The sequence below is a fragment of the Haloarcula laminariae genome, assembly GCF_025457605.1.
GTDB lineage: Archaea > Halobacteriota > Halobacteria > Halobacteriales > Haloarculaceae > Haloarcula > Haloarcula laminariae.
On record NZ_JAMZFY010000001.1, the window covers coordinates 877,222 to 897,892 of the forward strand.

The following is a 20,671-nucleotide window of genomic DNA, read 5'->3' on the forward strand; positions in this document are numbered from 1 at the left end:
CGGTCCCGGCCGGCGGGCGCCCCTGCCCTTACTCCTCGTAGATGGCGTCGACTGCGGCCTCGAACTCCCGGTGGATGTTGCGTCGCTTCTTCTTCATCGAGGGGGTCAGCAGGTCGTTGCGCGTGGTCCACTCCTCGGGGACCAGCTCGAAGGCCTTGATGCGTTCGGTGCGTTCGAGGTCGGCGTTGACCTCGTCGACGGCCGCCTGCACCCACCCGCGGACGGCTTCGTGGTCACACTGTGTGGCCGGGTCGGCGGGCAGGTCGACTCCCTCTTTGGCTGCGAGGCGTTCTATCTCCTCGAAGTCGGGAACGACCAGCGCCCCGACGAACTTCCGGTCGTCGCCGACGACCAGTATCTGGTCGACCACGTCGACCGTCGCGAACCGGTCCTCGATGGGCTGGGGCGCGACGTTCTTCCCGGTCGAGAGGACGAGCAGCTGTTTGATGCGGTCGTGATACACCAGGAAGCCGTCCCCGGTCCGCTCGACGACGTCGCCGGTCCGGAACCAGCGCCGGCCGTCCCGTTCGGTGAAGCCGCGGGTCGTCCCGCCGGCGTCGTTCCAGTACCCGTCGGTGACGTTCGGGCCGTCGACGAGCAGTTCGCCCAGGCGACCGCTGACCTCGTCGAACTCTGCGGCGTCGACGACGCCCTCGTCCAGCCGGACGTCCAGTTCGGTGACGGGGTAGCCAAGCGTTCCCGGACGGAGGTCCTCCGGCGGGTTGATGGCGACGACCGGCGCCGTCTCGGTGAGGCCGTACCCCTCGACGATGTCGACGCCCATCCCGATGAACGTCTCACACAGCGACTTCGAGAGGCTCCCGCCGCCGCTGACCATGAACTCCACCTCCCCGCCCAGCCCCTCGCGGACGGTGCTGTAGACGAGACGGTCGGCCAGGTGGTGCTGGAGCGACAGCGCGGCGCCGGGCTCGTCGGTCCGGGCGTACGCCCGCGCGACGCCGACCGCCCACTCGAAGATGCGCTCCTTGACCGGCGACGCGCTGGCCTGCGTGCGCATCCGCCGGAAGATGCGCTCGTAGACGCGGGGGACGCTGGCGCCCATGTGCGGGCGCACCTGCCGGAGGTCGTCGGCCAGCGTGTCCGGGCTCTCCGCGTAGCAGACCGTGACGCCCGAGGCGTACATGAAGAAGTGGCCCGCCAGCCGCTCGAAGACGTGGGCCAGCGGGAGGAAGGCGATAGAGCGCTTTCCGGCCGCCACCGTCGGGAGGTCGGGGTCCTTGTCCGGACGGGGCCCCAGCCGCCGCCTGGTCTGGTTGACGTTCGCTCGGAAGTTCCGGTGGGTCAGCCGCACCCCTTTCGGCCGCCCGGTGGTCCCGGAGGTGTAGATGATGCTCGCGAGGTCGTCGACCGACCGGTCGGCGAGCCACGACTCGTAGGCGCTCGCCTCGAAGGTCGCTTCGCCCCGGTCGTAGACCTCCCCGAGCGTCAGCACGTCCTCGCGGTCGGGCGCACAGTCGTCCATCGTGACGACGGCGTCGAGGTCGAGGTCGTCCTCGACAGCCAACACGCGCTCCAACTGGTCTTCGGTGCCCACGACCGCCACTTCGGCGTCCGGATCGTCGAGCAGATACTGCACCTGCTGTTCGGAGGAGTCGGTGTACACCGTCGTCACGACACCGCCGGCCGAAAGCACCGCGAAGTCAGAGAGCGCCCACTCCATTCGCGTCGACGCGAACAGACCCACGCGGGTGTCCGCGGTCACGCCCAGGTCTCGGAAGCCGGCGGCGAGATATCGCACCAGCTCGCTCATCCGCTCGTAGCTGACGGCGCCGTACTCGCCGTCGGGCGGTCCCGGCAGGACCTCGCCGGTCAGCGAGCGGTCGTACACGCCGCCCTTGTACCGCTGGGCGTCCCGGTCGGCGTTGCGGGCCGCCGTCGCCGCCAGCAGTTCGCCGAGCGTATCCATCCGGGTCACCTCATCGTCGTAGGCGGCTTCCGCCTCATACCAGCCGGGTGTGGCGCCCATTTCGTCGTAGTTCGCCGAGGACGGACAAGTATGTAATGGATGTTAACATACTACACGTTGGAAACCGTTTCAAAACCGGCTAGCAACCGTCGGGCCCGATAGCAGCCCGGCGCTCACTCGATGTGGATGTCCGTGCCCGCGTCTTCGGGCGGTGCCAGTACGCACTGGACCTCCAATACCCCATTGTGGTAGCTCGCGGTCACGTCCGCCGCGTCGACGTGGCCCGGGAGCGAGATACGCTCGTCGACCCGCCGGCTTCGGTAGCTCATCCCGTCCCCGACCTCGTGTTCGCCGTGGAGGTGGAGGTAGTCGTCGTGGAGGCGAATCGAGAGTTCGTCCCGGTCGAAGCCCGGGAGGTCGGCGAGGACCACGAAGCCGTCGTCGGTCTCCTCGACGGAGACGCCGGCGTCCCAGCCGCCCGCGTCGGCACTGTCGATAGCCCGACCCTCGCTCCGGCCGTCACCGAGCTGTCGGTCCCGGGGACCCAGGCCGCCGAACATCTCGCGGCGCATCTGGTCGAAGAGTCGGTCCATGCCGTCGAAGGGGGTTCGTTGTTCTCTCATAACGACCTTATATTGGTGGGCAGTGGATATAAAGAGATATGGACGCGTGATAGCAGGGCGCCGTCCGGCGTTTCCCGCCCGCGGCTCACCAACCGCGGGGCTTTTTCGCGTCGGGGACACACCGGGGAGTATGACAGACGGGTGGTTCGCCGGGCTGGACCCCGACGACACGACAGCGGCGGCCGAGCGCATCGCGGGCGGGCGGGCCGAGTCCCCGGAGGACTGGCCCGCCGAGGCCGTCGACGCGGGGTTCGCCGAAGACGCCGACGACTACTACGACCGGCTCCACGCGGCGACGACGGCGGCCACCGAGGCGGCCGTCACCGAGCGCGAGCGGGCCGACGACCAGCAGCTCGTCCACGCGGTGCGGGCGATGGCCGACTGCGAGCGGACCGGAAACGAGCTGGCCGAGCGGGTCGCCGAGTGGGGCTCCAGCCGCTACGGCGAGGCCGGCAGCGGGGTGGGCTACGCCCGACGCATCGCCGACGGCGAGGTCGGAGCGGACGACGACCACAGCGACCGGGCGCTCCGCTCGCTGGCCGAGCAGGTCGTCGACGTGGCCGAGGAGACCGATGACCTCCGGGCCTACATCGAGCGCACCGCGCCCGCCGTCGCGCCGAACCTCTCGGCGCTGGCCGGGCCGGTGCTTGCGGCCCGTCTCATCTCCCTGGCGGGCGGGCTCGAATCGCTCGCGAAACAGCCAAGCGGGACCGTGCAGGTCCTGGGCGCCGAGGACGCCCTCTTCGCGCACCTCCGCGGCGGGGCGCCCTCCCCGAAGCACGGCATCATCTTCACCCACGAGTACGTCAGCGGCACCCGCCGCGAGGAGCGCGGGTCGGCCGCCCGCGCGCTGGCGGGCAAGCTCTCCATCGCCGCCCGCATCGACCACTACAGCGGCGACCGCCGGCCCGACCTGGAGCGGGAGCTGGACGAGCGCATCGAGCGCATCCGCTCGCGCGGGGGTGACGACGCGTGACGCCGTCGCTGCCGGAGGGCGTTTCCCGCCGCGACTTCGACGGGACCACCGGCCTCGCCACGCGGGGTCACCCGGAGTACGGCGAGGCGACCGACGGCGAGTACCGGCGCTGGGACCCCCACCGCTCGAAGCTCGGTGCGATGCTGTCTCTGGGAATGGAGACTGGACTCGAAGCCGACCAGAAGACGCTGTATCTCGGCGCCGCCGCCGGGACGACGGTGAGCCACGTCGCGGACTTCGGCGGGCCGACCTACGCGGTCGAGTTCGCCCCCCGGCCCGTCCGGGAACTGTTGGAGGTGGCCGACCACCGGCCGAACCTCTTTCCGCTGCTCAAGGACGCCCGCAAGCCCGAAACGTACGCCCACGTCGTCGAGCCCGTCGACGTCATCGTCCAGGACGTGGCCACCCGCGGCCAGGCCCGCGTCGCGGCGCTGAACCGCCGGTTTCTCGACGGCGACGGCCGCCTGCTCGCCGCGGTCAAGGCCCGAAGCGAGGACGTGACCGCCGAGCCGGAAGACGTTTTCCGGAACGTGGTGGCCGAACTGGAGGAACGCTACGAGATACTCGAAACCCGGCCCCTCGACCCCTACCACGAGGACCACCTCGGCGTCGTGGCGCGGCCGCTGGAGTAGCGCAACCGGCGGTCCGGGGGGCGTGTAGCCGGGTAGCCAACCGCCATCGGCGGGGCTGAACGGGCGGGGGACTCCCGGTCGTGCCGGGCTCGACAAGGGAGTCACAGGTCCCGGAACACAACGGTTTCAGATTTTCCGACGTTTCCTGGCCTGGGGACGCAAGGCTTTAGCGGGTCGATTGCGACGTTTTGGTCAATGGACGAGACGGGGTCTCCCGAGAACTTCACCCGGATGGGTACACTCGGTATCGAAGAGGAGTTCTACGTCGTCGACGAGTACGGTCGCCCCACGTCGGGGACGGACGAACTCGTCTACGAGGGCGAACCGCCGGCGCTACTCGAGGAGCGGCTCGACCACGAGCTGTTCAAGTGCGTCATCGAGACGCAGACGCCGCTCATCGAGACGCCGGGCGACGCCCGCGAGCAGCTCCTCTCCGTTCGGGAGGCGCTGGTCGAGTACGCCGACAGCGAGGGCTTTGGCATCGCCGCGGCCGGGCTCCACCCGCTGGCGAAGTGGCGGGAGCTCGAACACGCCGAGAAGCCACGGTATCGGGCACAGCTGGACCGGATTCAGTACCCCCAGCACCGCAACACGACGGCGGGACTGCACGTCCACGTCGGCGTGGACGACCCCGACAAGGCGGTGTGGGTGGCCAACGAGATGCGCTGGCACGTCCCGGTCATGCTGGCGCTGTCGGCGAACTCGCCGTACTGGAACGGCTTCGACACCGGGCTCCAGTCAGCCCGGGCGAAGATATTCGAGGGGCTGCCAAACACCGGTATTCCGACGGTCTTCGATGACTACGCGGCCTTCGAGGCCTACGAGCGCCGGATGGTCGAACACGGGAGCATCGACGACCGCGGCGAGCTGTGGTTCGACGTGCGGCCCCACTCGGGCCACGGCACCGTCGAGGTTCGGGCTCCGGACGGCCAGGCCGACCCCGACCGCGTACTCGCCTTCGTGGAGTACGTCCACGCGCTCGTCGAGGACCTCGCGGCCCGCTACGAGGACGGCGAGTCGGGGACGGACCTTCGCCGAGAGCTACTCGACGAGAACAAGTGGCGCGCGATTCGAAACGGCCAGTCCGCGTCGCTGCTGACCAGGGACGGCGACGGGACGCTGTCGCTGGGGGAGATAGTCGAGGCCGAGTGCGACCGCCTGGGTATCGACGGCATCGCGCGGCTGTTCGAGGCCGAGAGCGGCGCGGACAAACAGCGGCGGCTCCGGGCCGACGCGGGCGCACCGGCGCTCGCGGCGGCGCTCGAACTCCAGTACTGACGGGCCGCCGCGCCGACTGCGGTGACGAAAGCTCTGGGTACCACTACCGCCCCTCCCATTGTGCGGTGTCCCCGTTCGTCTGTCGCGGACCGACACGGCACCGTCCCCAAGCGGTAGCCACGTCGGATAGCACGCGGGCAGCACACAGTTGCGCCAGACGACGGTTACCGGTAGTTCGCGTGTCAATAAAATACCAGAGGGTCGCTCTCACAGCCGATAGCAGTCCCCGGATTTCGGCCTAATTTAAATATATCGTCGCGGAGTCGAGCCGGACGCGTGTTCGGTGGGCCCGGCTGACAGCCGTCGACGGCCCACCAGTGTCCCCGCTGCCGCTTGAGCCAAGTTTTTTATCCGACTATCGCTTTCGTCCCCACAGAGACAACACATGTCTGGAGACGAGCCGGAGGACGAGGCTGACTCCCTCGAGGACGCCGAGGACGTACGGAACCGCCTGGAACAGGAGGCCGACCGCGCCGTCGACCAGTTCGACGAGGGCATCGTGGACATGCTCGCGTGGGTGCTCGACACGGAGACGCGCGCGCGAATCTACGTGGCCCTCCGACAGCATCCGGGGAGCACGAGCGACGAACTCGCCGACCTGACAGGGCTGTACCCCAGCACGGTCCGGGAGGCCCTGGCCGAACTGCACGAGGAACGCAAGGTGACCCGGGAGAAACGCGAGAGCGACGGCGCCGGCAACAACCCCTACGAGTACAGCGCCATCGCGCCGAGCGAACTCGTCGAGACCATCGTCGGCGACGTGCAGGCGGAGCTAAACACCGTGTTCAACCTCGACGCACACCTCGGCGGCGTCGGGCCGACCGACGACGCGGAGGACCCGGTCACTATCTCGGTCGAAGACGCCACCGACGAGGAGTGACGCGGCCGGCGGACTCCCACCGTGAGACGCGTTCGCGGCGGTTGTTGCGGACGGCGCCAGTAATCCGTCCCCGTCTGCCCGGCACCGTCGGCGACTCGTTGCGACAGCGGGAGTCGTACCCTGCACCGCAGAAGCTAAACCGGGGCCCGCCATTAGCGCGGGTATGAATGTGGCGCTGGGGGGGACTTTCGACCCCGTCCACGACGGACACCGGGCGCTGTTCGAGCGCGCGTTCGAACTCGGCGACGTGACCGTGGGGCTCACCAGCGACGACCTCGCACCGAACACCCGACAGGACGAGCGCCATATCCGCTCGTTCGACGAGCGCCACGCCGACCTCGCGGCCGAGCTAGAGCACCTGGCCAAGACACACGGCCGCGAGTGGACCGTCCGGGAGCTGTCAGAACCGACCGGCATCGCGACCGAACCGCAGTTCGACGTGCTCGTCGTCTCCCCCGAGACCGAGACCGGCGGCAAGCGCATCAACGAGATGCGCCGCGAGCGCGGGCTCGACCCGCTGGAGCTGGAGGTCGTCCCGCACGTCCGGGCCGACGACGGCGGCATCATCTCCTCGACGCGCATCGTCAACGGGGAGATAGACGAACACGGCAACCTCACCCCCGAGCGCGACGGGCGCGAGCAGCCGACGTAGCTACCAGTCCGGCGCGTCCAGGCCGACCCGCTCGATGAGTTCCTTCCACCGCTGCTGGATGGTCAGCCGAGAGACGTCGGCGGCGTCGGCGACCGCGGTCTGTGAGCGTTCCTCGCCCGCCACCAGCGCGCCGACGTAGATGCTCGCCGCCATCGAGGCCCGCTTCGAGCGCTGTTCGTCGGGGAGCGTCGAGAGGAACAGGTCGACCGCGTGCGAGCGAGCCTCCGTACCGAGGTCCAGCGCCTCTGCCGTAGCCTCTATCTCGCCCAGCCACTCGTCGTTCTCGATTCGGTCGCTCGCGCGGTACATACCCGTCGATGGGGCCCGGGGACCGTAAACACTCGCCCGCAAGCGACGGGTTTTTAGACGACTCCCCGATACGGTGGAGTGCGCGCGGGTTGCCGAGCCAGGCCAAAGGCGTAGCGCTTAGGACGCTATCCCGTAGGGGTCCGCCGGTTCGAATCCGGTCCCGCGCATTGCTGCTGCGAGCAACCCCGCGAGCAGCAGCAATCGAACGGAGCAGATTCTGAACCCTGGAAGTCGCAGCGGCCGAGCGGTGCGAGGCGCGACGACAGGCGCGCCTCGAAAGCGAGCGGTGGAACCGCGAGCAGCGGGGCCGACCGTCTCCCTCCGGTTCGAATCCGGTCCCGCGCACTGATCGAGTTTTTCGAGCGAAGCGACTGGTTAGAGACCTATCGGTGCGTGAAGATGACGACGCGGTCGTCGTGGATGGCCGTACACAGGTCCATCTCGAAGTCCAGATTCAGCGACGTCGGCGGGTCCTTGCAGACGACCATGTCGTCGAACGGCTGCTCACAGGCCGGGCAGGCGACGGCCGTCGTGTTCTGGTAGGACTTGATGGCCTCGTTGTCCTCGCGGGGGGTCAGCGAGGAGACTATCTCGTCGAAGTCTTCCATACCGACTCTCCTTGTCGGCGTCGCTTAAACTCTGGGTCCCAGCCGCGTTCGACGCGACCGGAACGACCGAACACGGCCGACCGGAGCGTTAAAGTCCGGTTGCAGTAACCCAAGCTAGTATGACACGGTCCCCGGAGGCGACACGATTCGTTCTGGTCGCGGGCACGACGGAGACGGCGCGGCGGGAGGGCATAAGCGCCGCCGGCGCGGACCCGGACCTGCTCTCGACGACGCCCGCCGCCGACGCGGAGCTACTCACCTACGGCCGTCCGGTCCGGACCGGGACGGTGCCGGTGAGCCCGAGCGGGTGTCCGACGCCGGCGCTGGTGACCCGGGCGGTGCGGGAACTGCTCGGCTTCGAGCTGACCGTCGTCGACGGGGGGCTGGCCGAACCCACGGCCGCGCCGACGGTGTCGGTCGGCGCCGGCGTGGGCCGGGACATCGGCGAGCAGGACCCGGTGCCGACGGCCTACGGCGCCTTCGAGGCGGCCCGGCAGTTCGGCCACAAGCTGCCGACCGACGAGCTGTGGCTGGCAGAGACCGTCCCCGGCGGGACGACGACGGCGCTTGGCGTGTTGCGGGCGCTGGGCGAGGACGGGATGGTCTCCTCGTCGCTGCCGGAGAACCCAGTCGAGCAGAAGGAGCGGGCCGTCAGCGAGGGGCTCTCGGCGAGTTCGATGAGCGCGGGCGACGCGGCCGGCGAGCCAAAGCGGGCGGTCCGGCGGCTGGGCGACCCCGTCCTCGCGACGCTCGCCGGGCTCACCGCCGGCGCCGTCGAGACCGACACCGCGGTGACGCTGGCGGGCGGGACACAGGGGCTCGCTGTCGCGGCGCTCGTGCGCCACGGCGGGTACGAGGGGCGACTCGGGCTGGCCACGACCAGCTACGTCGCCGACGACGACAGCGCAGACCTCCGGGCCGGCGCCGCCGCCCTCGACCTGGACCTCACCGTCACCGACCCGGGCTTCGACGCGAGCGACCACGTCGGGATGGAACGGTTCGTCGCCGGCGAGGCCAAGGAGGGAGTCGGGATGGGCGGGGCCCTGGCGATGGCAGACCGGGCCGGCGTCGGGATGGATGCTGTCCGCGAGCGGGTCGGTGCGGTGTACGACGACCTGCTCGGCGACCGCACGAGCGACGGTACGGCGCCCGACTCCGGCGCCGGGTCGCGATGAAGGGCGTCGTCCTCGGGGGAACGGCCTCGGGCGTCGGCAAGACCGTGGCGGCGCTGGCGACCATGCGGGCGCTCGACGCGGCGGGCTACGAGCCCCAGCCGGCCAAGGCCGGCCCGGACTTCATCGACCCGAGCCACCACGAGGCCGTCGTCGGCAAGCCCTCGCGGTCGCTGGACCCGTGGCTCGCCGGCGAGGAGGGCACCCTGCGGACCTACCACCGCGGCGAGGGCGACGTCTGCGTCGTCGAGGGGATGATGGGACTCTACGACGGGACGAAGGTCTCGACCGCCCGCGTGGCCGAGGTGCTCGACCTCCCCGTGGTCCTCGTCGTCGACGCCAAAGCCGGGATGCAAAGCGTCGGCGCGACGGCGCTGGGGTTCAAGCAGTACGCCGACCACGTCGGCGTCGACATCGACGTCGCCGGCGTCCTCGCCCAGCGGGCCCACGGCGGGCGCCACGCCGACGGCATCCGCGAGGCGCTGCCCGACGACATCGCCTATCTCGGACGGGTCCCGCCGACGCCGGACCTGGAGATTCCCGACCGGCATCTGGGACTGGAGATGGGGACCGAGTCGCCCGTCGACGCCGACGCGCTCGACGCGGCCGCCGAAGCTATCGACGCCGAGGCCATCGCCGACATCGCCCGCGAGCCGCCGGCGGCCACGCCCGAACGACCGCCGGAGTCCGACCGGACGCTCGCCGTCGCCAGCGACGCGGCCTTCTGCTTTCGCTACCCGAGCCTCCGCGACCGGTTCGCGGACCGCATCGCGCCGTTCTCGCCGCTCGCCGGGGACCCGGTGCCCGACGCCGACGCCGTCTACCTCCCCGGCGGCTACCCGGAACTGCACGCCGAGACGCTCGCCGGCTCCGCGACGCTCGACGACATCGCGGCCAGGGCGGCCGACGGCCTGCCCGTCTACGGCGAGTGCGGGGGGCTGATGGCCCTCTCGGAGTCGCTGACCACCGCCGAGGGCGACCGCTACGAGATGGCCGGCGTCCTCCCGGCGGCCGTCGAGATGCAGGACCGATACCAGGCGCTGGACCACGTGGAACTGACCGCCAGCCGGGACTCGTCGGTCGCGACCGCGGGGAGTCGACGACGGGGCCACGAGTTCCACTACTCCTCGGCGACCGTCGACGGGGACGCGACCTTCGCCTTCGACGTCGAGCGGGGCGACGGTATCGACGGCGACCACGACGGGCTGACCGAGTACGCCACCGTGGGCACGTACTGTCACGTCCACCCGGCGAGTGGCGCCTTCGATTATCTGCTGTCCGGCTGAACGGCCGTCAGACGGCGACGGCGTCAGACGAGCGGCTGACTGCCCAGAAGGTTTTTTCCTGTCTGCCGTCGTGATACGAACAATGAACGAGTTGCGCGACCTGTTCGAGGGGCTGGTCGCAGATGTCGATGCCGTCTTCCTCTTCTCGCCGAGCATGAGCGACTTCGAGGCGCTCGACGAGGCCGACGGCACCGTGGTCGTGGTCGGGCCGGAGAACACCGTCGACGCCGACGACTTCGTCCAGTTACCCATCGACTTCACCGACCTGGAGGGGCGCATCCGCTTTGGCATCGAGGGCGCGCTGGAACAGGAACTCGTCGAGGAGGGCGACGAGGTGGCCTGCGTGAGCGACTTCATGACCGGAACGGCCAACGCGGTGGCCCGCATCCAGACCAACGAGTTCTCCCCCTCGGGCGTCTACGACCTCTTTGTCAACTCCCGGGCCGAACCCGGCGTCGTCCGGGACGTCTTCGAGGTGGCCATCGAACTGGGCAAGAAGGGCCAGAAGGGCAAGCCCGTCGGCGCCCTCTTCGTCGTGGGCGACGCCGGCAAGGTGATGAACAAGTCCCGGCCCCTGTCGTACAACCCCTTCGAAAAGTCCCACGTCCACGTCGGCGACCCCATCGTCAACGTGATGCTGAAGGAGTTCTCGCGGCTCGACGGCGCCTTCGTCATCTCCGACGCCGGGAAAATCGTCTCCGCGTACCGCTATCTCGAACCCTCCGCCGAGGGCGTGGACATCCCGAAGGGGCTGGGCGCCCGCCACATGGCCGGCGGAGCGATCACGCGGGACACGAACGCGACGACTATCGTCCTCTCCGAGAGCGACGGGCTGGTCCGCGCCTTCAAGGGCGGGGAACTCGTCCTCGAAATCGACCCCGAGGAGTACTAACGATGCAGTCCGTATCCGACTGGCCCGACGCCGTCCGGACGCTGTTCTCGCCCCAGGGGACGTTCGTCGTCTCGCTCGTGGTCCTGGGCATCGGCCTGCTCGCGGGCTTTCTCGTCTGGCGGGCCGCCCGGAAGTTCATGCAGGAGATGGGCGTCCCCGAGACCGTCGAGGGCACGCCCTTCGAGCGGACCGCCCGCAGCCTGGGGACCTCGACGGTCGGTATCGTCTCGAACCTGGCCGCGCTGTTCGTCTACGTCATCGCCATCACCGTCGCGCTCAACATCGCCCAGCTCGTCCAGCCCGAGGCGTACTGGACCCGGTTTACCGCCTTCCTCCCGAACCTCTTCATCGCCGTCTTCGCCATCATCATCGGGCTCATCGCCGGCGACAAGGCAAAGCTGGTCGTCTCCGAACGGCTGCGAAGCGTCAAGCTGCCCGAGGCGACGATTGTGCCCGAGGTAGTCAAGTACAGCATCTTCTATCTCGCGGTCCTCATCGCGCTGGGCCAGCTCGGCGTCGCGACGCTGGCCCTGCTCATCCTGCTTGCGGCGTATGCCTTCGGTCTCGTCTTCCTCACCGGCCTGGCGCTGAAAGACCTGCTCGCGGCCGCCGCCGCCGGGCTCTACCTGTTGCTCACCGAGCCCTACAGCATCGGTGACGAGGTCGTCATCGGCGACCAGCGGGGCATCGTCCAGGAAGTGGACATGTTCGTCACCCACGTCGAGAGCGACGGGCGAGAGCACATCATCCCGAACCAGCAGGTGATGCAATGCGGTATCGTCCGCGTGCGGGACTAGTCCGCGCCGCCGACCGGTTCCGCCGGCACCCCGGCGACCGTGGTCCCGGGCGGGACGTCCTCGACGACCAGCGAGTTCGCCGCGACCTGGGCGTCAGCGCCGATTTCGACGCCGGGCAGGACGATAGCGCCCGCGCCGACCATCGCCCGCTCGCCGACCACCACCTCGCCGGTGCGGTACTCGTCCTGGAGGAACTCGTGACAGAGCAGCGTCGCGTCGTAGCCGACGATGGCGTCGGCCTCGACCGTGATGTGTTCGGGCCAGAACACGTCCGGCGTCGATTCGAGCCCCCAGGCGACGCCCTCGCCGACGGTGACGCCGAGGCGGCGCAGGAGCCAGTTCTTGAGCCGGAGGCTCGGCGAGATACGGCAGACGAGGATGACGACGTAGTTCACCATCACGCGCAGCCGCCCTTTCCCCGCCGGCCACGGGAACAGCGAGTTGCGCGGGCCGGGCGTCGCGGTACGCTCCAGCCGGTCGTGTCGCCGCTCCGCGTCCGTCGGGGCCGACTCGCCGTCCGGCTCTGTCGCGTCGCTCACGCCGGGCGCTACGACGGCGACTGTCTTGAACGCCCCGCTCGTGTTGGACGCGCCCTGCAAAGGCAGGCGTGGTATTTACCCTCACTACATGCGGACCCCTAGACGTAATGTCACTTGGAGAGACAGTCGAGAAAATCGAGAGCCTGAGCGACGAGCAACGCGAGTGCATCGAGAACTGCAACGAAGCCACAGAGGTGTGTGAGTGGTGTGCCGACGAGTGTCTCGGCGATTCCGACATGGAAGAGTGCGCCCGCCTCTGTCGGGACGTCGCCGACCTCGCGTCGCTGCACGCCCGGTTCATGGCCCGCGGTTCGGCGTACAGCGCCACCCTCGCAGATGCCTGTGCGGAGGCCTGCGAGGCCTGCGCTGACGAGTGTCGCGACCACGACGCCGACCACTGTCAGGTCTGTGCCGACGTGCTACAGGAGTGTGCGGAAAGCTGCCGGCAGATGGCGAACGCGTAGACGACAGCGGACCGGAGCGCACCGTCGTCGGCTTACGACTCTCGGATCTCGTTCATGTGGTCGATGCGCTGCTGGACGAGGTCCGGCTTGCCGATGTCGTGGCGCACGCGCAGGCCCTCGGTCCCGGCCCGCTCCAGGGCGCCCTCGGCGATAGCCTCGGCCTCGGTGATGGTGTCGGCGATGCCGACCACGGCGTACGAGCGGGAGGTCGTGGTGTAGACGCCGTCCTCGCGGTCGTCGACGGAGGCGTAGAACAGCAGGGCGTCGCCGGCGTTGGTGGCGTCGATGGTGACCTCGGCGCCGGCCTCGGGGTCGGTCGGGTAGCCGTCGGGGACGGCGTACTTACAGACTGTCGCCTTGGGCTGGAAGGAGAGCTGCGGAATCGAGCGCTCCTCCCGGGCGGCGACAAGCACGTCGAGGAGGTCCGTGTTGAGCACCGGGAGGGTGTTCATCGCCTCGGGGTCGCCAAAGCGGGCGTTGAACTCCACGACACGGGGGCCAGTCTCGGTCAGCATGAACTGGCCGTACAGCACGCCCTTGTAGCCCTCGAGGGCGTCGACGGTCGCGCGGAGCACGTCGACGGCGGCGTCGTAGTCGTCCTCGGTCATGAACGGGAGTTCGAGGCTGGCGTCGGAGTAGCTCCCCATCCCGCCGGTGTTGGGCCCCTCGTCGCCCTCGTAGGCGCGCTTGTGGTCCTGCACCGCGGGGGTGACCCGGAGCTGGCCGTTGGCGACGAGGGCCTGGACGGTGAACTCCTCGCCGACGAGGCGCTCTTCGAGGACGACGCGGTCGTAGTCCGAATCGCGGAGGTACTCCTTTGCCTCCTCGGCAGTGCACTGGTCGCCGATGACCCGGACGCCCTTGCCGCCGGTGAGCCCGGCGGGCTTGACGGCCAGGTCGCCGTCGTACTCGTCGATGTAGTCGCAGGCGGCCTCCATGTCGTCGAACGTCTCGAAGTCCGGACACCCCGGAATGTCGTGTTCGGCCATGAACCGCCGCTGGAACGCCTTGTCCGTCTCGATGCGGGCCTCCGATTCCTGCGGCCCGAAGGCGTAGATACCGGCCTCGTCGAGCGCGTCGGCGACGCCGGCCGCGAGCGGGGCCTCCGGGCCGACGACGGCGAGCGTGGCCTCGACATCCTCAGCGTACTCGGTGACGGCCTGGGGGTTGGTCGTCTCTAGCGTCTCGAACCCCTCGGCGAGGTCGACGATGCCCGGATTGCGGTTGCCGGCACAGGCGTAGAGGTCGGCGTCCGAATCGGCGAGCGCACGCGCGACGGCGTGTTCGCGGCCGCCGCCGCCCACGAGCAGCACTGTCTCTGTCATACCTCAAGGCCTGATTGGCTCGGACGTAAGTATTGTCTTTCCGTGGCTCAGTGACTGTCGTCGGACGGCTACTCCAGCAGCGCCAGCCGGACGGCGTCGGACAGGCCGGCGACCCGGGCCGCGTGCTCCCACGACTCCTCCCGGATGCCGTTGGTAACGTATGCGAACCCGACGTTCAGTTCCGGGTCGCCCCAGCCGAAGATGCTGCCGAGGCCGGCGTGGCCGAACATCCGCTCGCGGCTGAGCGAGCCGAACATGTCGTTGGCAAGCCCGCCGGTCCAGAAGCCCAGCCCGTAGCGGGCCGGTCGGGAGAGGGCCCCGTCCGACTCCGTCTCGGCGTGGGTCGTCGTCGCCAGGTCGACCGTCGCTTCGTCGAGGAGTCTCGTCCCGTCGAGCTCGCCGCCGTTTGCCATACAGGCGTAGAACCGCGCCATGTCGCCGGCGGTCCCGATGCCGTTGGCGGCCGGGATGACGGCCCGGCGGATGGCCTCGTTGTTGAACGCCGCCGCGGATTCCGACGCGGGGTCCCCGAGCCCCTCGCCCGGGTCGCGACAGCGGTCGAACACCTCGAACCCGGAGAGGGTGGCCACGTCGTCGTCCTCGTCGGGCCCGAGCCCGATAGACGTCCGGTCCATCCCCAGGGGCTCGAAGACGTTCTCGGCGACGTACTCGTCGACGTGCTGGCCGCTCAGTCGACGGACGAGCTCGCCGACGAGCCAGCCGTAGTTGACCGAGTGATACGCCGGCTGCTCGCCGGGCTCGAAGACCGGCTCGATGTCTTCCATCGCCCGGACCACGGCGTCCCAGTCGCCCCACTGCTCGGCCTGGTCGTCGAACTCGCCGTAGGGGATGCCGGCGGTGTGGCTGAGTACGTGTCGGATGGTGATGTCGGCCTTCTGTGTGCCCTCCTCGGCGAACTCGGGCCAGTGGTCGACGACCGGGTCGTCGTAGTCGGCCTCGCCGTCCTCGATGAGCTGGTGGAGCCCGACGCCGGCGTACGGTTTCGTACACGAGAAGACGACGTGACGCGTGTCCGTTGTGGTCTCGCCGCCGTCCGGGCCGGTCGTGCCGCCCGCGAAGTCGACGACGGGGTCGCCGTCGACGTAGACGGCCAGCTGGGCGCCGTGGTGGAGACCGGCGTCCAGCTGCCGGTCGAACGCCTCACGGAGCCGCTGTCGGTCGCTGTCGGTGATTCGTGGCATACGTCGGAGACGAACGAACGTTCGTCGTATATAATTTATCATGCACCATTTAAACATAGCTCCGGCCCCGTGCGCCGCGTTCCGCGCGGCGGACCCGCCGCGGCTCGACCGGCGCTGTCGGCGCGTCCGACGGTTCGTCCGGGGCCTTTTCAGGCCGGCCCACCGAGAGGCCGGTATGAGCGACCCTACCGCCCGGAACCGACTCGACGAGGCCGAGAGCCCCTATCTCCGCCAGCACGCGGACAACCCCGTCAACTGGCAACCGTGGGACGAGCGGGCCCTCGAAGCCGCGAAGGAGCGGGACGTGCCCATCTTTCTCTCTATCGGCTACGCCGCCTGTCACTGGTGTCACGTCATGGAGGAGGAGAGCTTCCAGGACGAGGCCGTCGCCGAGCAACTGAACGAGAACTTCGTCCCCATCAAGGTCGACCGGGAGGAACGGCCTGACCTCGACAGCATCTACATGAGCATCTGCCAGCAGGTGACCGGCGGCGGCGGGTGGCCCCTCTCGGCGTGGCTCACGCCCGAGGGGGAGCCCTTCTACGTCGGGACGTACTTCCCGCCCGAGGAGAAGCGCGGCCAGCCCGGCTTTTCGGAACTGCTCGACCGCCTCTCTCACTCCTGGTCGGACCCCGAGCAACGCGAGGAGATGGAGAACCGCGCCCGGCAGTGGACCGACGCCATCGAGAGCGACCTCGAAGACGTTGGCGAACCCGGCGACCCCGCCGAGGACCTCATACAGACGGCGGCGACCGTCGCCCACCGGGGCGCCGACCGGGACCACGGCGGCTGGGGGTCGGGCGGGCCGAAGTTCCCACAGACCGGGCGGATTCACGCGCTCCTCCGGGCGCACGGGGACGGCGGGGCTCCCAGCGGCGGACCCGACGACGACTACCTGGCCGTCGTCGAGGAGACGCTGAACGCGATGGCCGACCGCGGGCTCTACGACCACGTCGGCGGCGGCTTCCACCGCTACTCGACGGACATGCAGTGGGCGGTACCCCACTTCGAGAAGATGCTGTACGACAACGCCGAGATACCCCGCGCCTTCCTCGCCGGCTACCAGGCCACCGGCAACGAACGCTACGCAGCGGTCGTCCGCGAGACGTTCGACTTCGTCCAGCGGGAGCTCCAGCACGACGAGGGGGGCTTTTTCAGCACGCTGGACGCCGTCAGCCGACCGCCCGGGAGCGACGAAAGCGCCGACACCGAGGAGGGCGCCTTCTACGTCTGGACGCCCGAACAGGTCCACGACGCCGTGGACGACGAAACGGCGGCAGACATCGTCTGTGAGTACTTCGGCGTCACCGGGAGCGGGAACTTCGAGGGGGCGACGGTGCTCGGCGTCCGCAAGCCCGTCGGGGTACTCGCCGAGGAGTACGACCTGAGCGAGACGGCGCTGACCGAAAAGCTACAGACGGCCCTGAACGAGGCCTTCGAGGCCCGCGAGTCCCGACCGCGCCCCGCCCGCGACGAGAAGATTCTGGCCGGCTGGAACGGGCTGATGATATCGGCCCTCGCGGAGGGCGCTCTCGTCCTCGACGACGGCTACGCCGACGTGGCCGCCGACGCGCTCTCGTTCGTCCGCGAGCACCTCTGGGACGAGTCCGAAAACCGCCTCTCGCGTCGCTTCAAGGACGGCGACGTGGCTATCGACGGCTACCTGGAGGACTACGCCTTCCTCGGGCGGGGCGCGTTCGACCTCTATCAGGCCACCGGCGACGTCGAGTACCTGGACTTCGCGCTGGACCTGGCTGACGCCGTCGTCGAGGCCTTCTGGGACAGCGAGGCGGAGACGCTGTATTTCACCCCGACCGGCGGCGAGTCGCTGGTCGCCCGGCCACAGGAGCTTGGCGACCAGTCCACTCCCTCCAGTACGGGCGTCGCGGTGTCGCTGTTGCTGGAACTGGCCCACTTCAGCGACGGCGACCGGTTCGCCGACGTGGCCGAGCGGGTCGTCCGGAGCCACGCCGACCGCGTCTCCGCGAACCCGCTGCAACACGCCTCGCTCACGCTCGCGACGGACACCTACGAGCAGGGGTCGCTCGAACTCACGCTCGTCTGTGACCCGACCGACCCGCCGGCCGAGTGGACCGAGACTCTCGCCGACCGCTACGTCCCCCGGCGCCTGCTGGCCTGGCGGCCCGACGAGGGCCTGGAATCGTGGCTCGATACGCTCGACCTGGCCGAGACCCCGCCCATCTGGGCCGGGCGCGACCGCGTCGACGGCGAGCCGACGGTGTACGCCTGTCGGAACTTCGCCTGCTCGCCGCCCCGACACGACCTCCGCGAGGCCCTCGACTGGGGACAGGATTGACCGCTGGGGTCGCTCCCACCGCCGTGGTCCATCGACACGGTCCCTTCCAGACTGCGGTGTCAGTAGTGTTTGAACAGCAACCCTCTGACGTCGTCCTTGGTCCGGACGGTCTCCGTCGTCCCGTCAGGTAAGTCGACCTCGTAGGGCTCGTCTCCCCCGCCCTCCCGCCACTTGTCGTCGTGGTCGGTGAGCAGCTGGTTGGCCGCCGAGAGAATCGCGCCCGGCCCGTCGGTGCTCGGTGTCGGCCCGGAGCCGCTCTCGTCGCTCGCGGTCTCGTCGTCGCCAGCCGCGTCGTCGGCCGACAGCCCATCAGTGTCCTCCGCCGCGTCGTCGCCTTCGCCGTCGGTAGCGCTGCTCTGTTCGCCCTCGGTGTCGCCGTCGGCAGCGCCGCTCTGTGCGTCGTCGACCTCGTCGTCCCCAGCGCTGGCCTCCGAACCGCCGGCATTGCTCTCCGTGTCCGCGCCGTCGACGGCCGCGAGGCGGGCCGCGAACTCCTCGACGCCCAGCGTCGAGAGGAGCTTTCCCCGCATGGTCTCCGCGTCAATTCCGCTGCCGGGGACTCCTTCCACGCCGGTCGCGACCGCCTGGAGGTCCTGGAACTCGGCCGTGGCGATTCGCTCGTGGCTGACGTCGCCCCGCTGCTCGGGGGGCGTGTACGTATCGAGGAGATACTGCACCACGTCTGTCGTCCGTATGTGGCCGTAGGTGTCGATGTACGCCGCCGACAGCTCGTCCTGGATGGTCGCCAGCCGCTCACGCTGTGAGTCGCTGACCGTGATTTCGGGCATTAGTAGCCAAGATTCTATTCCCCAGCATGGTGTACTTTACCCCCGGCTGTGAACCGACGCGCCGTCTCGGCTGTGTGGTCCACGGGCTCTCAGCCGTCGGCGAACTCGACACCGGTAATCTCGAACCGGGCGCCCCCCTCGGCGCTCTCGGTCACGTCGACGTCCCAGCCGTGCGTCTCGGCGGCCTCTTTGACGATGTTCAACCCGAACCCGGTGCCTCGGTCACTCGTCGAATAGCCGACCCGGAAGACGCGCTCGCGCTCGCTCTCGGGGATGCCCGGCCCGTCGTCTGCGACATAGAAGCCGCCGTCAAGGGGCCCGACGGTGAGCGAGACCCCGTCGCCGTCGCTGATGGCGCCCGCGGACTGCGATTGCCGGTCCGTCGAGCTGTGTTCGACAGCGTTCGAAAAGAGATTCTCGAGCAGGTGTCTGAGCTGCGATTCGTCGGCGGCGATGGTCGCGTCCGTCGTCACCGAGAGAGCCCCCTCCGAGAGGCCGGTCGTCCGGGCACACGCCGTCGCGAGCCCGGCGAGTTCGACCGGCACCGGCTCCGACTCCGTCTCGCCGTGCCGGGCCAGGTCGACCAGGTCGTCTATCAGTTGCTCCATCCGCTCGACGGTACGGTGACACCGTTCGAGGGACTCCTCGTCGTCGGTCTCGATGAGGGCGAGCGACGCGGAGAGCGTCCGCAGCGGGTTCCGGAGGTCGTGACTGACCACCGTGACGAACTCGTCGAGGCGCTCGTTCTGGCGCTTGAGTTCCCGCTCGCGCTCCTTGCGGGCCGTGATGTCGCGGAAGTACCCCTGGTTGTAGTGCTGTCCGCCGATTTCGACGGTCTGGGAGCTGATCTCCACGGGGATTCGCTCGCCCGCCGAATCGACGACGTAGAGCTCCTCGTGCCCGTCGAGCGAGTCGGCCCGGCCGCCGCCGGCGCCGACGTGCCGGTCGAACAGCGACGCGTACGCTTCCCCCTCCTCGGGCGGGTGCAGCGCCGTCTGGTCGAGTCCGACTATCTCATCGCGGGGCCGGTCGAGCAGTTGGGCCCCCGCCCGGTTCGTCTCGCATATCTCGCCCGACTCGGTGTCGGCGACGAAGGCCGCGTCCGGGGCGCCGTCGAGCAGGGTCTGGTACCACTGCTTGGTCTCGACGAGACGCTCCTCCCGTTCCCGGCGGTCCGTGATGTCCCGAACCGTCCCGCGGACGTGCTGACAGGCACCGTCCTCGAACTGGGGGTCGGCCCGCGTCCGAACCCATTTGTCGGTGCCGTCGGCGGCGGTGACCCGGACCTCGATATCGTACGGCTCGCCGTCCGCCAGGGCCCCCTCGACGGCGTCCCGGACCGTATCGCAGTCCTCGGGGTGGTAGAACCGCTGGATGTCACCCATCGGCGACAGGTCGCGGTCCCGGTCGACCTCGTATATCTCGTACACCTGGTCGGTGACGTACGCCTCCCCCTGTTCCGGGTCGTACTCCCAGGCCCCGGCGTCGGCGATGTCCTGGGTCTTCTCCAGCAGCTCGGTTTTCCGCTCCAGTTCCCGCTCCGCGCGGAACTGCCCCACCGCCCGGCTGACCCGGTTCGCGAGCAGTTCGTACTGGTCGGTGCCGGACGCTTTCTGGAGATAGTCCGTCGCGCCGAGCGTCAGGGCCTCGCTGGCGACCGCTTCGCTCCCCTTCCCGGTAAAGAGGATAAACGGGAGGTCGGGGTAGGACTCGCGGACGGCTTCGAGGAACTCCAGGCCGTTCATCCCGGGCATGTCGTAGTCGGAGACGACACAGTCGACCGCCGACGTGAGCTGTTCCAGCCCGTCGGCCCCGCCGGGCGCGGTCTCGACTGTGAAACGGCCGTCGCGTTCGAGGAACTGGGCCGTTACCTCGGCGAAATCCGGCTCGTCGTCGACGTGAAGAACGCGGATGTCGTCCATATGACCGGTATTGACCCACCCTCGTATAATAGCGTTCGTACCGGCGCGCGTGTCTACCGGCCGCTGTGCGGCACCAGCCGCC

The 20,671-nt window shown here is 69.3% G+C and carries 20 protein-coding genes and 1 tRNA gene; 12 read left to right on the top strand and 9 right to left on the bottom strand.

Going from position 1 to position 20,671, the window contains the following annotated elements; genetic code table 11:
- Positions 1–28: 28 nt before the first annotated feature.
- Complete coding sequence (locus NJQ98_RS04575) at positions 29–1,987, bottom strand: AMP-dependent synthetase/ligase (RefSeq protein ID WP_262176176.1); 1,959 nt, start codon at positions 1,985–1,987, stop codon at positions 29–31.
- Between the two features lie 113 nt (positions 1,988–2,100).
- Positions 2,101–2,550, bottom strand: a complete 450-nt coding sequence (locus NJQ98_RS04580; protein ID WP_262176178.1) for an Hsp20/alpha crystallin family protein — start codon at positions 2,548–2,550, stop codon at positions 2,101–2,103.
- A gap of 130 nt (positions 2,551–2,680) precedes the next feature.
- Between NJQ98_RS04580 and NJQ98_RS04585 the strand changes: the two genes are divergently transcribed.
- From NJQ98_RS04585 to NJQ98_RS04605, 5 genes are all read left to right on the top strand, one after another.
- Positions 2,681–3,526 (top strand): NOP5/NOP56 family protein, encoded by an 846-nt coding sequence (locus NJQ98_RS04585; RefSeq protein WP_262176181.1) that lies wholly within the window; start codon positions 2,681–2,683, stop codon positions 3,524–3,526.
- Positions 3,523–4,158, top strand: coding sequence for a fibrillarin-like rRNA/tRNA 2'-O-methyltransferase (locus NJQ98_RS04590; RefSeq protein WP_262176183.1), 636 nt, complete (start codon positions 3,523–3,525; stop codon positions 4,156–4,158). Before NJQ98_RS04585 ends, NJQ98_RS04590 begins: the two co-directional genes overlap by 4 nt.
- 195 nt (positions 4,159–4,353) lie before the next feature.
- The gene (locus NJQ98_RS04595; RefSeq protein WP_262176184.1) at positions 4,354–5,436 is read left to right on the top strand and encodes a glutamate--cysteine ligase; all 1,083 of its coding nucleotides are present in this window, start codon (positions 4,354–4,356) and stop codon (positions 5,434–5,436) included.
- Positions 5,437–5,821: 385 nt separating this feature from the next.
- Complete coding sequence (locus tag NJQ98_RS04600; protein WP_262176185.1) at positions 5,822–6,316, top strand: winged helix-turn-helix domain-containing protein; 495 nt, start codon at positions 5,822–5,824, stop codon at positions 6,314–6,316.
- Between the two features lie 163 nt (positions 6,317–6,479).
- Positions 6,480–6,968 carry a phosphopantetheine adenylyltransferase gene (locus NJQ98_RS04605; RefSeq protein ID WP_262176187.1) on the top strand — a complete coding sequence of 163 codons (489 nt, stop codon included), beginning with the start codon at positions 6,480–6,482 and terminating at the stop codon, positions 6,966–6,968.
- On the opposite strand, the gene NJQ98_RS04610 is transcribed toward NJQ98_RS04605, so the two are convergent.
- Entirely contained in the window at positions 6,969–7,277 is a 309-nt protein-coding gene (locus NJQ98_RS04610) for a transcription initiation factor IIB family protein (RefSeq protein WP_262176190.1), read from the bottom strand.
- Positions 7,278–7,359: 82 nt separating this feature from the next.
- Here NJQ98_RS04610 and NJQ98_RS04615 point away from each other — a divergent pair.
- Positions 7,360–7,444 (top strand) — tRNA-Leu (locus NJQ98_RS04615).
- A gap of 216 nt (positions 7,445–7,660) precedes the next feature.
- Here NJQ98_RS04615 and NJQ98_RS04620 read toward each other — a convergent pair.
- Positions 7,661–7,885 carry a DUF7385 family protein gene (locus NJQ98_RS04620; protein WP_262176191.1) on the bottom strand — a complete coding sequence of 75 codons (225 nt, stop codon included), beginning with the start codon at positions 7,883–7,885 and terminating at the stop codon, positions 7,661–7,663.
- 119 nt (positions 7,886–8,004) lie between these two features.
- On the opposite strand from NJQ98_RS04620, the gene NJQ98_RS04625 reads away from it, so the two are divergent.
- From NJQ98_RS04625 to NJQ98_RS04640, 4 genes are all read left to right on the top strand, one after another.
- Positions 8,005–9,060, top strand: a complete 1,056-nt coding sequence (locus NJQ98_RS04625; RefSeq protein WP_262176193.1) for a nicotinate-nucleotide--dimethylbenzimidazole phosphoribosyltransferase — start codon at positions 8,005–8,007, stop codon at positions 9,058–9,060.
- Positions 9,057–10,343: a cobyrinic acid a,c-diamide synthase gene (locus tag NJQ98_RS04630; protein ID WP_262176194.1), complete on the top strand. Its 1,287-nt coding sequence runs from the start codon at positions 9,057–9,059 to the stop codon at positions 10,341–10,343. Before NJQ98_RS04625 ends, NJQ98_RS04630 begins: the two co-directional genes overlap by 4 nt.
- A gap of 82 nt (positions 10,344–10,425) precedes the next feature.
- A complete protein-coding gene (gene dacZ, locus NJQ98_RS04635; protein WP_262176197.1) occupies positions 10,426–11,235 on the top strand; it encodes a diadenylate cyclase DacZ in 810 nt (269 codons plus the stop codon).
- Positions 11,236–11,237: 2 nt separating this feature from the next.
- Complete coding sequence (locus NJQ98_RS04640; RefSeq protein WP_262176198.1) at positions 11,238–12,032, top strand: mechanosensitive ion channel family protein; 795 nt, start codon at positions 11,238–11,240, stop codon at positions 12,030–12,032.
- Here the strand turns inward: NJQ98_RS04640 and NJQ98_RS04645 are convergent.
- Entirely contained in the window at positions 12,029–12,571 is a 543-nt protein-coding gene (locus NJQ98_RS04645; protein WP_262176200.1) for an acyltransferase, read from the bottom strand. The genes NJQ98_RS04640 and NJQ98_RS04645 overlap by 4 nt on opposite strands.
- A 107-nt stretch (positions 12,572–12,678) precedes the next feature.
- Between NJQ98_RS04645 and NJQ98_RS04650 the strand changes: the two genes are divergently transcribed.
- A complete protein-coding gene (locus NJQ98_RS04650) occupies positions 12,679–13,035 on the top strand; it encodes a four-helix bundle copper-binding protein (protein ID WP_262176202.1) in 357 nt (118 codons plus the stop codon).
- A gap of 32 nt (positions 13,036–13,067) precedes the next feature.
- Here the strand turns inward: NJQ98_RS04650 and purD are convergent, their stop codons facing one another.
- A complete protein-coding gene (gene purD / locus NJQ98_RS04655) occupies positions 13,068–14,360 on the bottom strand; it encodes a phosphoribosylamine--glycine ligase (protein WP_262176204.1) in 1,293 nt (430 codons plus the stop codon).
- A 68-nt stretch (positions 14,361–14,428) separates the two neighbouring features.
- On the bottom strand, positions 14,429–15,562 hold the full coding sequence (locus tag NJQ98_RS04660; RefSeq protein WP_262176206.1) for a serine hydrolase domain-containing protein: 1,134 nt from the start codon (positions 15,560–15,562) through the stop codon (positions 14,429–14,431).
- Positions 15,563–15,737: 175 nt separating this feature from the next.
- Between NJQ98_RS04660 and NJQ98_RS04665 the strand changes: the two genes are divergently transcribed.
- Positions 15,738–17,879: a thioredoxin domain-containing protein gene (locus NJQ98_RS04665; protein ID WP_262176208.1), complete on the top strand. Its 2,142-nt coding sequence runs from the start codon at positions 15,738–15,740 to the stop codon at positions 17,877–17,879.
- A gap of 59 nt (positions 17,880–17,938) precedes the next feature.
- Here the strand turns inward: NJQ98_RS04665 and NJQ98_RS04670 are convergent, their stop codons facing one another.
- Together NJQ98_RS04670 and NJQ98_RS04675 are read right to left on the bottom strand one after the other, a co-directional pair.
- Positions 17,939–18,667, bottom strand: a complete 729-nt coding sequence (locus tag NJQ98_RS04670) for a hypothetical protein (protein WP_262176211.1) — start codon at positions 18,665–18,667, stop codon at positions 17,939–17,941.
- Positions 18,668–18,756: 89 nt separating this feature from the next.
- Complete coding sequence (locus tag NJQ98_RS04675) at positions 18,757–20,589, bottom strand: response regulator (RefSeq protein ID WP_262176213.1); 1,833 nt, start codon at positions 20,587–20,589, stop codon at positions 18,757–18,759.
- Positions 20,590–20,671: the final 82 nt, after the last annotated feature.

Coding starts and splice junctions, on each gene's coding strand:
- NJQ98_RS04575 (WP_262176176.1), bottom strand. CDS start 1,987: ATGGGCGCCACACCCGGCTGGTATGAGGCGGAAGCCGCCTACGACGAT.
- NJQ98_RS04580 (WP_262176178.1), bottom strand. CDS start 2,550: ATGAGAGAACAACGAACCCCCTTCGACGGCATGGACCGACTCTTCGAC.
- NJQ98_RS04585 (WP_262176181.1), top strand. CDS start 2,681: ATGACAGACGGGTGGTTCGCCGGGCTGGACCCCGACGACACGACAGCG.
- NJQ98_RS04595 (WP_262176184.1), top strand. CDS start 4,354: ATGGACGAGACGGGGTCTCCCGAGAACTTCACCCGGATGGGTACACTC.
- NJQ98_RS04600 (WP_262176185.1), top strand. CDS start 5,822: ATGTCTGGAGACGAGCCGGAGGACGAGGCTGACTCCCTCGAGGACGCC.
- NJQ98_RS04605 (WP_262176187.1), top strand. CDS start 6,480: ATGAATGTGGCGCTGGGGGGGACTTTCGACCCCGTCCACGACGGACAC.
- NJQ98_RS04610 (WP_262176190.1), bottom strand. CDS start 7,277: ATGTACCGCGCGAGCGACCGAATCGAGAACGACGAGTGGCTGGGCGAG.
- NJQ98_RS04620 (WP_262176191.1), bottom strand. CDS start 7,885: ATGGAAGACTTCGACGAGATAGTCTCCTCGCTGACCCCCCGCGAGGAC.
- NJQ98_RS04625 (WP_262176193.1), top strand. CDS start 8,005: ATGACACGGTCCCCGGAGGCGACACGATTCGTTCTGGTCGCGGGCACG.
- NJQ98_RS04630 (WP_262176194.1), top strand. CDS start 9,057: ATGAAGGGCGTCGTCCTCGGGGGAACGGCCTCGGGCGTCGGCAAGACC.
- dacZ (WP_262176197.1), top strand. CDS start 10,426: ATGAACGAGTTGCGCGACCTGTTCGAGGGGCTGGTCGCAGATGTCGAT.
- NJQ98_RS04640 (WP_262176198.1), top strand. CDS start 11,238: ATGCAGTCCGTATCCGACTGGCCCGACGCCGTCCGGACGCTGTTCTCG.
- NJQ98_RS04650 (WP_262176202.1), top strand. CDS start 12,679: ATGTCACTTGGAGAGACAGTCGAGAAAATCGAGAGCCTGAGCGACGAG.
- purD (WP_262176204.1), bottom strand. CDS start 14,360: ATGACAGAGACAGTGCTGCTCGTGGGCGGCGGCGGCCGCGAACACGCC.
- NJQ98_RS04660 (WP_262176206.1), bottom strand. CDS start 15,562: ATGCCACGAATCACCGACAGCGACCGACAGCGGCTCCGTGAGGCGTTC.
- NJQ98_RS04665 (WP_262176208.1), top strand. CDS start 15,738: ATGAGCGACCCTACCGCCCGGAACCGACTCGACGAGGCCGAGAGCCCC.
- NJQ98_RS04670 (WP_262176211.1), bottom strand. CDS start 18,667: ATGCCCGAAATCACGGTCAGCGACTCACAGCGTGAGCGGCTGGCGACC.
- NJQ98_RS04675 (WP_262176213.1), bottom strand. CDS start 20,589: ATGGACGACATCCGCGTTCTTCACGTCGACGACGAGCCGGATTTCGCC.